This is a genomic window from Nocardioides marmoribigeumensis (assembly GCF_031458325.1).
Lineage (GTDB): Bacteria > Actinomycetota > Actinomycetes > Propionibacteriales > Nocardioidaceae > Marmoricola_A > Marmoricola_A marmoribigeumensis.
This window is the reverse complement of record NZ_JAVDYG010000001.1, coordinates 4,140,542-4,155,865: the sequence shown is the minus strand read 5'-3', so window position 1 is coordinate 4,155,865 and position 15,324 is coordinate 4,140,542. Positions and strand designations below refer to the sequence as shown.

At 73.2% G+C, this 15,324-nt stretch carries 12 protein-coding genes; 11 read left to right on the top strand and 1 reads right to left on the bottom strand.

Annotated elements, in window-relative coordinates; translation table 11 throughout:
- Positions 1-42: 42 nt before the first annotated feature.
- From J2S63_RS19860 to J2S63_RS19810, 11 genes are all read left to right on the top strand, one after another.
- Positions 43-240 (top strand): ubiquitin-like protein Pup, encoded by a 198-nt coding sequence (locus tag J2S63_RS19860; protein ID WP_310306014.1) that lies wholly within the window; start codon positions 43-45, stop codon positions 238-240.
- The gene (gene prcB, locus J2S63_RS19855; RefSeq protein WP_310306012.1) at positions 237-1,070 is read left to right on the top strand and encodes a proteasome subunit beta; all 834 of its coding nucleotides are present in this window, start codon (positions 237-239) and stop codon (positions 1,068-1,070) included. Before J2S63_RS19860 ends, prcB begins: the two co-directional genes overlap by 4 nt.
- The gene (gene prcA / locus J2S63_RS19850; protein WP_310306010.1) at positions 1,067-1,762 is read left to right on the top strand and encodes a proteasome subunit alpha; all 696 of its coding nucleotides are present in this window, start codon (positions 1,067-1,069) and stop codon (positions 1,760-1,762) included. The genes prcB and prcA overlap by 4 nt, the downstream gene beginning before the upstream one ends.
- A gap of 22 nt (positions 1,763-1,784) precedes the next feature.
- Positions 1,785-2,990 (top strand): DUF480 domain-containing protein, encoded by a 1,206-nt coding sequence (locus J2S63_RS19845; protein ID WP_310306008.1) that lies wholly within the window; start codon positions 1,785-1,787, stop codon positions 2,988-2,990.
- A gap of 58 nt (positions 2,991-3,048) precedes the next feature.
- Entirely contained in the window at positions 3,049-4,410 is a 1,362-nt protein-coding gene (pafA, locus tag J2S63_RS19840) for a Pup--protein ligase (RefSeq protein ID WP_310306007.1), read from the top strand.
- A 67-nt stretch (positions 4,411-4,477) separates the two neighbouring features.
- Positions 4,478-5,416, top strand: coding sequence for an FKBP-type peptidyl-prolyl cis-trans isomerase (locus tag J2S63_RS19835; RefSeq protein WP_310306005.1), 939 nt, complete (start codon positions 4,478-4,480; stop codon positions 5,414-5,416).
- Positions 5,417-5,458: 42 nt separating this feature from the next.
- On the top strand, positions 5,459-6,421 hold the full coding sequence (locus J2S63_RS19830) for a helix-turn-helix transcriptional regulator (protein WP_310306002.1): 963 nt from the start codon (positions 5,459-5,461) through the stop codon (positions 6,419-6,421).
- On the top strand, positions 6,418-7,383 hold the full coding sequence (locus tag J2S63_RS19825; protein WP_310306000.1) for a helix-turn-helix transcriptional regulator: 966 nt from the start codon (positions 6,418-6,420) through the stop codon (positions 7,381-7,383). The genes J2S63_RS19830 and J2S63_RS19825 overlap by 4 nt, the downstream gene beginning before the upstream one ends.
- A gap of 96 nt (positions 7,384-7,479) precedes the next feature.
- Positions 7,480-7,776 (top strand): Sec-independent protein translocase subunit TatA, encoded by a 297-nt coding sequence (gene tatA / locus J2S63_RS19820; RefSeq protein ID WP_310305998.1) that lies wholly within the window; start codon positions 7,480-7,482, stop codon positions 7,774-7,776.
- Positions 7,777-7,806: 30 nt separating this feature from the next.
- Complete coding sequence (tatC, locus tag J2S63_RS19815; protein WP_310305996.1) at positions 7,807-8,706, top strand: twin-arginine translocase subunit TatC; 900 nt, start codon at positions 7,807-7,809, stop codon at positions 8,704-8,706.
- Positions 8,707-9,090 (top strand): hypothetical protein, encoded by a 384-nt coding sequence (locus tag J2S63_RS19810; protein ID WP_310305994.1) that lies wholly within the window; start codon positions 8,707-8,709, stop codon positions 9,088-9,090.
- A gap of 12 nt (positions 9,091-9,102) precedes the next feature.
- Here J2S63_RS19810 and J2S63_RS19805 read toward each other — a convergent pair whose 3' ends face one another.
- The gene (locus J2S63_RS19805) at positions 9,103-15,267 is read right to left on the bottom strand and encodes an IPT/TIG domain-containing protein (protein WP_310305992.1); all 6,165 of its coding nucleotides are present in this window, start codon (positions 15,265-15,267) and stop codon (positions 9,103-9,105) included.
- Positions 15,268-15,324 lie beyond the last annotated feature (57 nt).

Below are 15,324 nucleotides of genomic sequence, written 5' to 3'. Positions count from 1 at the left end.
GCCTTCCTGACCTTTGTCGGTGTCGAGCGCTAGGTTGGCTGCATGGCACAGGAGCAGATCCACCCCAAGAAGGGGTCGGAGGACGCCGAGCAGGCCCAGGAGGCCCCCGAGTCCTCGGTCACCGAGCGCAAGGAACAGCTCGACGAGGACATCGACGCGATCCTCGACGAGATCGACGAGGTGCTGGAGTCCAACGCCGAGGACTTCGTGAAGTCGTTCATCCAGAAGGGCGGCCAGTGACCTCCTCCCCACGACTTCCGGCGTCCTACCTCACCCCCGGCTCGTCCTCGTTCGCCGACTTCCTCGCCGAGCAGGCCCCTGACCTCCTCCCGTCGCGCCGCAGCACGCCGGCCGGGGCCGGTGACCTGGCACCCCACGCGACCACGATCGTGGCGGCCACCTTCGACGGTGGCGTCGTGATGGCGGGCGACCGCCGCGCGACGATGGGCAACGTCATCGCCCAGCGCGACATCGAGAAGGTCTTCCCCGCCGACGAGTTCTCCTGCGTCGGCATCGCCGGCACCGCCGGCCTCGCCGTCGAGATGGTCCGCCTGTTCCAGACCGAGCTCGAGCACTACGAGAAGATCGAGGGCTCGCCGCTGTCGATGGACGGCAAGTCCAACCGGCTCTCCGCGCTGATCCGGTCCAACCTCGCGATGGCGATGCAGGGCCTCGCGGTCGTCCCGCTCTTCGCCGGCTTCGACCTGGCCCTGGGCCACGGGCGCATCTTCAGCTACGACGTCACCGGCGGCCGCTACGAGGAGACCGCGTTCCACTCGGTGGGCAGCGGCTCGCTGTTCGCCCGCGGCGCGCTCAAGAAGCTCTACCGCGACGACCTCGACGCCGAGGGCTGCGTGACCGTGCTGCTCCAGGCGCTCTACGACGCCGCCGACGACGACTCGGCCACCGGTGGCCCCGACCTCACCCGCCGCATCTTCCCGGTGGTCGGGGTCATCACCGCCGACGGCTACCGCCGCATGGCCCAGGACGAGGTCGCCGCGATCGCGGACCGCGTCGTCGGTGGCCGCATGCAACGACCCGACGGCCCGGCTGCGGGGCTGATCTCATGAGCATGCCGTTCTACGTCTCGCCCGAGCAGCTGATGAAGGACCGGGCGGACTTCGCCCGCAAGGGCATCGCGCGGGGCCGCTCGGTGGCCGTCCTGCAGTACTCCGACGGCATCGTCTTCGTCTCGGAGAACCCCTCGGCGGCCCTGCACAAGATCAGCGAGATCTACGACCGCATCGCCTTCGCCGCGGTCGGCCGCTACAACGAGTTCGAGAACCTCCGCATCGCCGGGGTGCGCCTGGCCGACATGCGCGGCTACTCCTACGACCGCAGCGACGTGACCGGTCGCGGGCTGGCCAACGCCTACGCCCAGACGCTGGGCTCGATCTTCTCCTCCGGTGGCGAGAAGCCCTACGAGGTCGAGATCTTCGTCGGCGAGGTCGGGGACACCGCGGCAGGCGACCAGATCTTCCGGCTGACCTACGACGGCCAGGTCGCCGACGTGCAGGGCTACGGCGCGATGGGTGGCTCGGCCGAGGCGGTCACCACCCACATCAAGGACCACTACCGCGAGGGGCTCTCCCTGGCCGAGGCGGTCAAGGTGGCGGTCGAGGGGCTGGGGTCCAGCGAGGCGGGCGAGCGGGAGATCCCCGTGGAGTCCCTCGAGGTCGCCGTGCTCGACCGCACCCGCACCCAGCAGCGCAAGTTCCGGCGTCTCCCCGACGAGGAGCTGGCCGGCATCCTCGGCTCGTGAGCCGACGCGGTCGGAGCCGGTCATGAGCCTCCCGGTCCTGACACCCGAGGAGCAGCGGGTCGTCGGGTCGCTGCTGGAGAAGGAGCGCACGGTCCCGGCGTCCTACCCGCTGTCGGCCAACGCGCTGCGCACCGCCTGCAACCAGACCTCGAGCCGCGAGCCGGTGACCGACTACGACGAGCGGTTCGTCGAGACGACCGCACGGGCGCTCAAGGACCGGGGCCTGGTCCGGATCGTCTGGTCCGACACCGGCCGCCGCACCCTGAAGTACCTCCAGACGCTCACCGAGGTGCTCGACCTCGGCGACGACGAGCGGGCCGTGCTCACGGTGATGCTGCTGCGCGGGCCTCAGGCACCGGGTGAGCTCCGGACCCGCACCGAGCGCCTGCACGCGTTCGCCGACCGGGGCGAGGTCGAGACGACGCTGGCCGCCATGGCCGCGCGCGAGGACCCCCTGGTCCGGCAGCTCGCCCGACGCCCGGGGGAGCGCGACGCCCGCTGGGTGCACCTGCTGGGCGAGGCGCCTCCGCAGGCGTCGTCGGAGCCACCGGCGGCGACGGCACCGGTGGAGGTCGACCTGGGCACCCGTGACGAGCGCGTGCGGGCCTCCTACGCCGCCGTCGCGGCGACCTACGCCGACCGGTTCACCGACGAGCTCGACGCGCTGCCGTTCGAGCGGTGGCTGCTCGACCGGGTCGCCGCCGACGCGATGGCCGCCGGACTGCCCGTGGTCGAGGCGGGCACCGGTCCCGGACACGTCGCGGCCCACCTCGCCGACCAGGGCGCGACCGCGACCGGCATCGACCTCAGCCCCGCGATGGTCGAGCAGGCGGCCGCCCGGTTCCCGCAGGCGTCCTACGCCGTCGGCGACCTGCGGTCCCTGATGCGCCCTCGGGCCGCGGCCGGCTGGGGCGCTGTCGTGGCGTGGTACTCCCTGATCCACCTGACCCCGGGCGAGCTGCCCGCGGCGCTCCAGGCGCTGGTGCGGCCGCTGGCACCCGGTGGGCAGCTGGTGCTGGCCTTCCATGCCGGCACCGGCGTCGTCCACCTGGACCGGTGGTTCGACCAGGACGTCGACCTCGACGTCGTGCTGCACGAGCCGCGTGCCGTCGCGCGGGCCCTCGAGGCCGCGGGACTGACCGAGGTCACCTGGCACCTGCGCGGACCGGTGGCCGGCAGGGGCGAGAGCACCGAGCGCGCCTTCGTCCTGGGCCGGCGTCCGGCCTGAGGCCGCACCGACCGCGCGGTTCGGCCACATTCACGCGCCCCGCCCGTAGGGTGGGGACGTGGACCGGCGGATCTTCGGCATCGAGAACGAGTACGGCGTCACGTGCACGTTCAAGGGGCAGCGCAGGCTGAGCCCCGACGAGGTCGCGCGCTACCTCTTCCGCAAGGTCGTGTCCTGGGGCCGCAGCAGCAACGTCTTCCTGCGCAACGGCGCCCGGCTCTACCTCGACGTCGGCTCCCACCCGGAGTACGCCACCCCCGAGTGCGACGACATCGTCGAGCTGGTCACCCACGACAAGGCAGGGGAGCGGGTGCTCGAGGGCCTGCTCGTCGACGCCGAGCGACGGCTGCGCGAGGAGGGCATCCTCGGCGACGTCTACCTGTTCAAGAACAACACCGACTCGGCCGGCAACTCCTACGGCTGCCACGAGAACTACCTGGTCGCCCGGCACGGCGAGTTCAGCAAGCTCGCCGACGTGCTCATCCCGTTCCTGGTGACCCGGCAGATCATCGTCGGGGCCGGCAAGGTGATCCAGACCCCGCGCGGGGCGATGTACTCGGTCTCCCAGCGCGCGGAGCACATCTGGGAGGGCGTCTCGAGCGCCACCACCCGCAGCCGGCCGATCATCAACACCCGCGACGAGCCCCACGCCGACGCCGAGCGCTACCGCCGGCTGCACGTGATCGTGGGCGACTCCAACATGTCCGAGACGACCACCCTGCTCAAGGTCGCCACCTGCGACCTGGTGCTGCGGATGATCGAGGAGGGCGTGGTGATGCGCGACCTCACCATGGACAACCCGATCCGCGCGATCCGCGAGATCAGCCACGACATGACCGGCCGCCGCAAGGTCCGCCTGGCCAACGGCCGCGAGGCCAGCGCGCTCGACATCCAGCACGACTACCTCAGCCGGGCGCGGGCGTTCGTCGACCGGCGCGAGCTGCACACCCCGGTGATCGAGCAGGCGCTCGACCTGTGGGAGCGCGGGCTCAAGGCGGTGGAGTCCGGTGACCTCGGGCTGGTGGAGCGCGAGATCGACTGGGTGATCAAGTGGAAGCTGATCGAGCGCTACCGCGCCCAGCACGGCCTGCCGCTGAGCCACCCGCGGGTCGCCCAGCTCGACCTCGCCTACCACGACATCCACCGCGGTCGCGGGCTGTTCTACCTGCTGCAGAACCGCGGCGCGGTGGCCCGGGTGACCAACGACCTGGCGATCTTCGAGGCCAAGAGCCGCCCCCCGCAGGACACCCGCGCGCGGCTGCGCGGGGAGTTCATCAAGCGGGCCCAGGAGCGTCGCCGCGACTTCACCGTCGACTGGGTGCACCTCAAGCTCAACGACCAGGCCCAGCGCACGATCCTGTGCAAGGACCCCTTCCGCGCCCACGACGAGCGGGTGCAGAAGCTGATCGAGGGCATGTAACCGCCCTTTGCCGACGCCGGTTAGGGTGGGCGGTCGAGCCTTCCCCGACCCTCTCTGGAGCTGATTCATGCGCCGCCGTCTCGCCGCGGGCCTCGTTGCTGCCCTCGTCCTCACCGGCACCGCCGCCTGCGGTGACGACAGCAAGAACAAGGACGAGGCCGGCTCCATCACCGGGGTCTCGGTCAAGGGCGACCTGGGCAAGGAGCCCAAGGTCACGACCTCCAAGTTCAAGGTCAAGAAGCTGACCAGCGCCGAGATCATCGTCGGCGACGGCAAGACGATCGACAAGAAGTCGGTCGTCTCGGCTCGCATCGGCATCTTCGACAGCGACGGCAAGCTGGTCCAGGGCAACTACGACCAGAACGAGCCGCAGCAGATCAACATGGGCTCCGACACCGGCCCGGCCGTGCAGGCGCTGCTCGGCACCCACGCCGGCAGCCGCGTCGCGGTCGCCGCCCCCGTCACCGACGTGGCCGGGCCCAAGGGCGCTCCCCAGGCCGGGCTCGACCCCGACGAGAGCATGCTGTTCGTCTTCGACGTCCTCAAGATCCTGCCCCCGGTCGCCACCGGCCCCAGCGGCAAGAAGGTCGACCCCCCGGCCGACGCCCCCAAGGTCGAGACCGAGGGCGACAAGGTGACCGGGCTCGACTTCTCCTCGGCGCCCAAGAAGCAGCCGACCCAGTTCAAGGTCATCCCCCTGGTCGAGGGCACGGGCCCGGCGGTCAAGGAGAACGCCAACATCACGGTCAACTACTTCGGCACCGTGTGGGGCAAGGGCAGCACGCCCTTCGACTCGTCGTACTCCCGTGGGACGCCGGCGACCTTCCAGCTCAGCAAGGGCAGCCTGATCGACGGCTGGGTCAAGGGCCTGGTCGGGGTCAAGCAGGGCAGCCGCGTGATGCTGGTGATCCCCGCGAGCCTCGGTTACGGTTCCCAGGGCCAGCCGCCGAAGATCCCCGGTGGCGCCACGCTCGTGTTCGTCATCGACGTCCTCAGCGCCGGCTGACGGGGGCCGGGCCCGCGAGGGCCCCGACACAGGAGGGGCGGCATGTCGGCGCGCAAGACCGAGCGGCTGATGAACCTGCTGATCATGCTGCTCAACGCGCGCGGCTACGTCACCAAGCAGAAGCTGCGCGAGAGCTTCCCGGAGTACGCCGCCGCGCGCACCGACGAGGCGTTCGAGAAGATGTTCGAGCGTGACAAGGACGACCTGCGCGCGCTCGGGGTGCCGATCGAGGTGGGCAGCCACGACGCCTACTTCGAGGACGAGCCCGGCTACCGCATCCCGCGTCGCGAGTTCGAGCTGCCGCCGATCCAGCTGGAGGCCGACGAGGCCGCGGTCTGCGGGCTCGCGGCTCGGGTGTGGCAGCACGCCGGCCTGGCCGACAGCACCGAGACCGCCCTGCGCAAGCTCGCCGCCGACGGCGTCGAGACCGACCGGTCCGCCCAGGCGCTGATCGCGCCCCAGCTCGACGCCGACGAGCCGTCGGTCGAGCTCTTCATGCAGGCGGTCTCCGAGCGTCGGGTCGTCCACTTCGGCTACCGCAAGAGCCCGGCCGCGCCGCGCGAGGACCGCCGGCTCGAGCCCTGGCGGCTGGTCAGCTACCGCGGCCGGTGGTACGTCGTCGGGCGCGACCGCGACCGCGAGGCCCAGCGCACCTTCCGCATCGGCCGGGTGACCGGGGAGGTCGAGCTGGTCGGCGAGCCCGACGCCTTCTCGGTGCCCGACGTCGACACCGAGTCCATGACCCGCCACCTGGCCGCCGACGTGCCCGAGCGGGAGGCCGTGCTGCGGGTGCGTGAGGGGCGCGGGGTGACCCTGCGACGGCGCGCGGTCGCGGTCGAGCCCGACGGGGACGGCTGGGAGCGCGTCACCGTGCCGCTGGGCCGGGTCAGCGCGCTGGTCTCGGAGGTCGCCCGCCTGGGCGACCAGGCCGTCGTGCTCACCCCCCAGGACGTGCGGGACGCGCTGGTCCAGCGGCTGACCGCGGTGGCGGGAGGTCCGCGATGACCACCTCGACCGACCAGATCGAGCGGCTGCTCGCACTGGTGCCCTACCTCCAGCGCAAGGGCGAGGTCTCCGTCGCCGAGGCCGCCGCACGCTTCAAGGTGAGCGAGCGGGTCATCGAGCGCGACCTGAGCGTGCTGATGATGTGCGGCCTGCCCGGCCTGCTGCCCGGCGAGATCATCGACTTCGACTTCGAGGCGCTCGAGGACGACCGGGTGATCCGCATCCGCGACGCCGAGTTCCTCACCCGTCCGCTCCGCCTGGGCAACCTCGAGGCCGTGGCGCTCGTCGCCGCGCTCCGCGCCCTGCGCGAGGGCAGCGGCGAGGCCGAGCGCGAGGTCGTCGACCGCACGCTGGCCAAGATCAGCGCGGCCGTCGGAGGCGTCGCCGAGACCGTCCGCGTGGAGCCGCTGGTCTCCCAGGCCGAGCGCGACCTGGCCGACCGGCTGGGCGGCGCGGTCCAGTCGCGGCGCCAGGTGCGGCTCCAGCACGCCTCCGCGGTGCGGGACGAGGTCACCACCCGCGTGGTGGACCCGGTCGCGGTGTCCGCGGCCGAGGGCCACCTCTACCTCGACGCCTGGGACCACCGGTCGGGGGAGCAGCGGCTGTTCCGGCTCGACCGCGTCGTGGGGGCCGAGGTGCTCGAGACGACGGTCGAGAACGAGGCGGCGGCCCAGGACCTCTCGCGCGGTGCGTTCCGGCCCGACGAGACCGCGCCCCGCGCCGTCGTACGGGTCGCCGCGAGCGCGGCCTGGGTGGGGGAGTACTACCCCGTCGAGCACGCCGAGCCCGTGACCGAGGGCCCGTTCGCCGGCGGACTGGACCTCACCCTGCCCCTGGGCGACGCCGACTGGCTGGTCGGCCTGCTGCTCGGCATCGGCGGCGAGGCCGTCGTGGTCGACCCTCCGCAGCTGGAGGAGCGGGTCCGCGAGGCCGCGCGACGCGCGCTGGCGGCGTACTCCTGACCCGGACCGACGGCCCCCGCGTACGATGGGGACGCCGGGCACACGCTGGGCACACGCTGGGCACACGCTTCTCCACCACACGAAGGCAGACACCTCATGGGCAACCTTGGCGCTCCCGAGATCCTCCTCATCCTCGTCGTCCTCGTGCTGCTGTTCGGCGCGAAGAAGCTGCCGGAGCTCGCGCGGGGGTCCGGCCGCGCCCTGCGCATCTTCAAGGCGGAGACCAAGGGCCTGATCGGCGACGACGACGACGAGGACAAGGCCGCCAAGCGCGACGCCCAGGACCCCTCGCAGCCCGACCGCCGCGAGATCGACCGCGGCCCCGTCCAGGCCGACTCGGTGCGCACCGACGTCTCCTACGACGACCAGCGACGCCCCGAGACCGACCGCTGAGCCTGATCCCCTGACCCACACGAGACCGGCGTGAGCGTCGCCTCCAGCGTCGTCCGGATGTTCCGGGCGACGCCCCAGTCACCCGTCGGCGCCGACGGCACGATGGCGCTGGTCGATCACCTGCGCGAGCTGCGGGCCCGGCTGCTGCGGTCGGTCCTGGTGGTGACGGTCGGCATGGTGCTGGGCCTCTTCTTCTTCGACCGGCTGCTCGACCTCGTCCTCGAGCCCTACCAGTCGGCCGCCACCAAGCTGACCGGCGAGGTGACGACCAAGGCCTACATCAAGGGCGCCGGCGGCCCGCTGCTGCTCCACTTCAAGCTGGCCGGCATCGCCGGGGTCGTGGCGACCAGCCCCTACTGGCTCTACCAGATCTGGGCGTTCATCCTGCCGGGGCTGCACTCCCACGAGCGCAAGTGGTCGCGGGTCTTCGTCGCGATCGCCGGCCCGCTGTTCGTCCTCGGCGTTGCGGTCGGCTACTACGTCCTGCCGCGCGGGCTCGAGGTCCTGATCGGCTTCACCCCGGGCAAGCTGGAGAACCTGGTCGAGTTCGGCGAGTACTTCTCCTTCTTCACCCGGATGCTGCTGGTCTTCGGCGTCGCCTTCGAGATCCCGCTGTTCGTGGTGCTGCTCAACCTCGCCGGGATCGTCCGGGCCAAGTCGCTGGCCGAGCACCGCCCGTGGATCGTGATCGGGACCTTCGTGTTCGCCGCGGTCGCGACCCCCTCGACCGACCCGTTCTCCATGCTCATGCTGGCGCTGCCGATGACGTTGCTGTTCTTCCTCTCCGAGGCGGTCACCCGCGTGATCGACCGGCGCCGCGACAGGGCCGCCCGTGACGCCCTGGGTGGCGACATCGCTGACGACGAGATGTCGGTGCTCGACCTGCGGCACGACGACGTGCGCCCCTCCGACCTCGACGAGGACGACTGAGTGGCGACCCCCACGGTCGAGCCGGTCGACGCCTTCGAGCTGCCCGACTGGCTCGGTGAGTCCGAGGTGGTGTGGACCACGGCGGCCACCGTCGGCACGCCCCTGGTCCCAGGCAGCCTCCAGGCCGCAGGCCACGAGCTGCCCTGCGACCTCCAGGCCTGCGACCGCGCCCACCCCGAGCCGGTGCTGCCCGAGCACTGGCGTCGCGAGGCCCACCACGCCTGGGCACTGGCCCAGGTGCTGCTGGTCGAGGTCGACGGGCGCCTCACGCTGGTCGTCCCGGGGGTCGACGTGAGCGTGGACGTCGCGCTGGAGGCGCTGCGCCGGCTGGCGCGGTCGGTGGGCGCACGCCCTGACCGGTTCGCCGCGCTCGTCCGGCTCTGAACGGGCCGCGGCTCAGGTCACCTTGAGGCTCCGCTCGCGGCTCAGCGACTGCCAGAATCTCGTGTCCTTGGGCAGCCGGACCCGGTAGGTGAACGTGCCCCTCGTCGTCGGCTTGATCGTGAACGTGTAGCCGCTGGTCGAGCTCAGGGTCCGCGAGGTCACCGTGGTCCAGCCGGAGCTGGTGCGGCGCTGCAGGAACACCTGGTGGCCGGCGTACGACGGAGTGACCTTGCCGCTCAGGCGGCTCGAGGAGCCCTTCGTGATCGTCGTGGCCGAGAAGGTGGCCGTGACCACCGCCCGGCACCCGACCGTACGACGGCCGGAGGTCGCGGCGGTGTGCCCGTCGACGGCGCCGGTGCGCAGCTGGACCTCGAGGGTGCGGACCGGTTTGAGGGCCAGCGCGACCGTGCCGGTGGAGGTGGTGAGCGCCGACACCGTGTCCTTCCAGGTGCTCGTGCCCGGCGTGCGGGTCTGCAGCCAGACCCGGGTGCCGGCGACCGGACGGGCCCCGGAGGTGGTGGTGAGCGTGCCCTTGACCGTGCCCGTGCCACCCGCGGTGACGACGCTCGGCGCCGAGGTGAGCGCGAGGGTCACCGGGGTCACCGGAGCGGCGAAGGTGAACACGTCGGCGGAGGAGCGGAGGCTGGTGCCCCCGTCGCCGGTGACCCGGACGTGCACCGGCCCCGTGCCCGAGACGGGCGTGGTGAAGGTGCAGGTCGTGGCCGAGCAGGTCGCGTCGACCTGACGCAGGCCGATCTGCACCCGACCGCCGGCGAGGCCGGTGCCGGTGACCGTGACCTTGGTGCCCCCCGTGGTGGTGCCGCTGGTGGGGCTGATCCTGCTCACGGCGGGACGGGCGGGCGGGGACGTGTCGTAGGTGAACCTCTGCGACGCGGTCGCCTGTCCGCCCGGGGTCGTGACCGTGACCGGGTCGGTGCCCGACCCCGCCGGGACCGTGGCGGTGCACCGGGTGGCGAGGCACGTCGTGGCGGTGGCGGCCACGCCGCCCACCCGGACGGTCGCGCCCGTCAGGTGGCGGCCGGTGAGCTCCACGACGGTGCCGCCCGGGCCCGACGGCGGTGACAGGGTCTCGACGACGGGGGTCTCCGGGGGCCGGGTGCCGTAGTGGAACACCGCCGCGGGTGCGGCGGCCGTGGTCCCGGCGGGGGTCGTCACCGTGACGGTCGGCGTGCCCGAGCCGGCCGGCACCACGACGCGCACGTGGGCGGCGTCGACCTGCTGGAGGCCGGTCGCCGGCGTGCCGCCGAAGCTGACCGCGGTCGCTCCCTGGAGGTGGGCGCCGGTGACGGTGACGGTCGCGCCCGGCGCGGCCCAGGCCGGGCTCAGCGCGGTGACCGCGGGCGTCACCCCGGTCGTCGTCCCGGTGACGTGGACGAGGTCGTTGCCGTTGAGCTCGGTGGCCCAGATGCTCCCGTCGGTCGCGGTGGTGAGGTAGCGGGGCTCGTCGCCGTGCGCGACCACCCCGCCGGGGTCGGGCGGCAGGGGGTGGTCGGTGACCGTGCCGGTCGCGGGATCCATCGCCGAGACCTGCTCCATCGCCGCCCGGGTGAACCACACGCGTCCGTCGGCGCCGGAGGTCAGGGCGTACGGCGAGCCGCCGAGCCCGGCGACGGGGTACTCCGTCACCGCGCCGCCGGTCGTGACCGCGCCCAGCGCGTGACCGCCGGACTCGGTGAACCACAGCCTCCCGTCGGGCCCGGTCGTGATGTCCCAGGGCGAGCTGTTGCCCGAGGGCAGGGCGTACTCCGAGACCTCGCCGTCGGTGGTGATGGCCCCGACCCGGCCGGCGTGCCCCTCGGTGAACCAGATCCGGTCGTCGGGACCGACGGTGAGGTTGACCGGGAACGCCGCCACGGTCGGGAGGGCGTGCACCTCGACCCTGCCGGTCGCCGGGTCGATCGCCCCGATGGCGTCGGAGGCGGCGAGTGCGAACCACACGCGGCCGTCCGGGCCTGCGACGAGGTCGCGCACGTCCTCGTGCTGGCCGGGCAGGTCGTGGCGCACCTCCGTGCCGTCGGTCCGGTGCTCGACGACGACGTTGGGCGTCTGCTCGGTGTACCAGACCGTCCCGTCGGCGGTCCGGGTCACCGAGACCGGCAGCGAGCTCGCGTCCGGGACGGCGTACGACGTCGTGGTGCCGCCCGCGGTGACGTGCCCGACCGCGTCCTGCTGGGGCATCACGAAGTCGACCGAGCCGTCGGGTGCGGCCACGAGGTGCCCGCCACCGGCGGCGGCCCCGTCGGACAGGCCCTCGATCGGGACCCGGTCGACCTGCACTGGGCTCCAGGTGAAGGTGTCGGCGGCCGTGGCGGCCGAGGTGCCGCCGTACGTCGTGGCGCGGACGTGGACGGTGGACGGGGTGCCGGGGGGCGCCGTGGCCTCGCACCACGTCCGGGTGCACTGCTGGGCCGCTGCGGGGACCCCGCCGAAGTCGACCGTCGCGCCGTCGAGGTCGGTGCCGGTGAGGCGCACGGCGCTCCCGCCGGAGCGCGGGCCGCTGCGCGGGGAGAGGGCGGTGACGACCGGCGTGGGAGGCGTGGCATAGGTGAACCGGTCGGCGGTGGACGTCGCCGAGGTGCCGGCCGGCGTGGTGACCTGGACGTGCACGGCGCCCGGCGCGTGGGCCGGGACGGTCACGCGGCAGGAGGTGAAGGTGCAGCCGGCCACCAGCCCGTCGGTGCCCCCGAAGGTGACCGAGCCGTTGGTCAGGTCGCTGCCGGTGACCGTCACCACGTCACCGCCCCCGGCGCGGCCGCCGCTGGGGGTGACGCCGGTGACCGTCGGGACGGCGGGCGTGGCGAAGGTGTAGGTCCGCGGCGCCGAGGTGCCGCCGTCGGTGGTCACGGTCAGCGGCGCGGCGCCGTCGGCGTGCCACAGGGTGACCACCTCGCAGCGCGTCGGCAAGCAGGTCCCCTGCAGCTGGTCGCCGTCGATGCGCACGATGCCCGCGTCGAGGTCGGTCCCGGTGACCACGATGGTGTCGCCGCCGGCGTCCGAGCCGCGGTTGGGCGAGACCGACGAGACCGTCGGCACGGGCAGCTGCTGGTAGGTGAACACGTCGGCCGAGGAGGGCACGGACTCGACCATGCCGTCGTTCGCCGTCGCGACGACGTGCACCGGGCCCGCGGCCCCGGCCGGCGCCACGGCGGTGCAGGAGGTCTCTTCGCAGGCCACCTGGGTGCCCGGCACGCCGTCGAAGGACAGGTCGGCCCCCCGCAGGTGCGAGCCGGTCACGGTGACCGTCGTGCCCCCGATGGTCCAGCCCTTGCTCGGGGTCACGGCCGTGACGGTCGGCCTGACGTAGGTGAAGCGACCGGCCGCGGTCACCGGGGAGGTGCCGCCCGGGGTGCGGACGGTGACGTCGACCGAGCCGGTCGTGTCGCGCCAGGCCGGCGCGACCGTGCACACCGACTGGGTGCAGTCCACGCCCGTCCAGCCATGGGCCTCGGCCCCACCGAACCGCACGGTCCCGCCGAGCAGGTTGTCGCCGTACACGTTGACGGTGTCGAGCCCGTGGACCCAGCCGGTGGCGGGGGAGACCGAGGTGACCCGGGGCGCACCCGGCCGGACGTAGGAGTACGTCGCCGCGGCGGACGCCGCCGACCGGGTCCCGTCGACGCGGGTCACCACCACCGAGCGGTCACCGGCCGAGCCCGGCGGGACGGTGACCACGCACAGCGTCGGCTCGCAGCCGAGGCCCGAGACGGGGTCGGCGTCGGCGCCCCCGACGGTCACCTGGCCACCGTCGAGCCGGAGCCCGGTGACCGCGAGGGTGTCCCCACCCGCCGTCGACCCGGTGTCGGGCGTGAGGGAGCGCACGAGCGGGGCCGAGGCGAGGGCGTAGTGGTAGCGCGTGGCCGTGGAGATGACCGACACCCCGCTGGCCGTCTCGACGGTGACGTCGACGTCGTCCTCGGCGTGGGGCGGCATCGTCACCACGCAGGCCGTGGCCGTGCACGTGCCCTCGGCCGGCGCCCCGTCGTCGAGGACGACCATGCCCTGGTTGAGCGCCTTGCCGGTCACGGTGAGGGTGTTGCCGCCGGTCGACGGGCCGGACGCCGCGCTGAGCGCGGTGATGCTGGGCACGAGGCTGTCGAAGGTGAAGCGGTCGGCGGCGACGGCCGCCGAGGACCCGCCCGGTCCCGACACGCTCACGTGGACCTGCCCGGGGGCGTGGTCCGGGGTGGTGACCTGCAGGTGCGTGGCGTCGACGACCTCGACGTCCGTGCCGGCGCTGGTGCCGAACAGGACGTCGGTGGCCCCGGTGAACCCGGTGCCGGTGACCGTGACCCGGTCCCCGCCGGACCGGCTGCCGTGGGTGGCCGACAGGCCGGACACCGTGGGTGCGGGCGGCGGGGGCGGCTCCCCGGCGAGGTAGGTGAAGCCGTCGTCGGCGACCGCGGGCGAGGTGCCCGCGTCGGTGGACACGCGGACGTCGACGCGGCCGTCGTGCTCGCTCTGCGGGGCCCGCGCGGTGCAGCGGGTGTCGCTGCAGGTCCAGTCGAGGGCGAGCTGTGGACCGAAGCGCACCAGGCTGTCCGAGAGGCCGGTGCCCCAGATGCTCACCTGCGTCCCGCCGAGAAGCGGACCGCTGGACGGGAAGACCCGGGTGACCTGGGGTGCGACCGGGGTGACGTAGGTGAGCAGGTCGGCGTCGGTGCGGGCGGACGGTCCGCCGGGGCCGAACGCGCTCACGTGGACCGTGCCGTGCCCGGCGGGCACGACGGCGTCGCACCGGGTCTCGGAGCAGCTCAGGTCGCGACCCTGCCCGGTGGTCGGCGTCGAGGCGCCGAACGACAGCCCGGTGACGCTCGCGAGGTTGGTGCCGGTGACCGCGATCCAGCGCGCGCCACCGCTCGGCGCCCGGTGCGTGCTGAGACCGGTCACGACGGGCGGAGCGACGTCCTTCGTGGCGCGCGCCCACTGCGAGAGCGAGAGCAGGCCGGAGGAGATCGCGGCGAGGTCGGGCGTGGTCGTGAACAGCTGTGCCCCGGTGACCTTGCCGAGGACACGCTCGGGGTAGCCCTGCTGGAGCATCAGGGCGATCTCGCGCTGGTCGGCCTCGGTCGCCCCGAGCGCGGTGAGCACCGCGCGCTCACCGGCGGGCGGGAGGTGGGTCCGGCTGAGCTCGCCGAGCACCCCGTCGACGTCGGCGCGGGTGACGGTGTGGGTCGGGAGCGCCGAGGCCCCGGTGAACGTCGCGGCCAGCGCCGCGTGCCGGGTGGCGAGGGAGCGGGCGTCGGCGGCGGCTGCGGAGGCGAACCGGGCCAGCGCCTGCCGCTGCGCGAGGTACCACGTCCGGCTGCCCGCGTTGGCCGCCCCCCAGGCGCGGTTGCCGGCGTCGACCAGCCCCCGCAGGTCGGCGACGTACGACGCGTAGGTCGCCTCGAGCGCGAGGGCGGCGGTGGACTGCTCGGAGGTGAGCCCGTCCGGGACGGGGAGGACCGGTGGAGTCGCCGGGGTGGGGATCGTGCGGAAGGCCGGGTCCGGCGGGTCCTCGAGCACCCCGCGACGGAGCAGGTTGCCGGACATCTCGCCGTACCCGTTGACCTGGTCGAGCAGCTCGAGCGCGCTGGTGCAGAACTCGCAGACGATCTTGCCGGCGGCCAGCCCGACGCTCTTGAGGTAGGAGCTCGGGTCCACCGGCTTGGCGCCCATCGGGCACTTGACCTCGCGCGGCCACGCCAGGGGTGACATCTCCGACAGGTCGGCGTCGACGACGACCGAGTCCGAGCCCATGCCGATCCCGACGTCCTGGACCGTGGCGCGGAAGGAGTAGGTGCCCTGGCCGTGCCAGTCGTTGTCGGAGGGCCGGACCAGGACGTGGAAGACCTGGTGCTTGCTGTCGTCGGGGTAGTGGTCGTCGAAGCTGCCGAACCCGCCGTCCCAGGTCACGGTCGCGTAGGGCCCCACCACGTCGACGTCGGGCCGGGCCGGGAAGAAGTCGGCCTGGATGGTCACCGGGATCACCTGGGAGGTGCCGTCCATCCCGCACGACTCGGTGGTCATCGGGTTGCCGACCTGGACCCCGGTGATCGACACGATGAGGGCCACGTTGGCCGAGGAGAGCGCCTGCGCCGTGCGTGACCCGGGCCCCACCACCAGGCCGAGGCCGAGGAGCAGGACGAGGGCGGAGAGCATTCCCGAGCGACGCATGGGAGGACGCTAGGGACGCGCCTCGGGTGGGGGCGTCCCCCTTGAGAGTGATGTCGG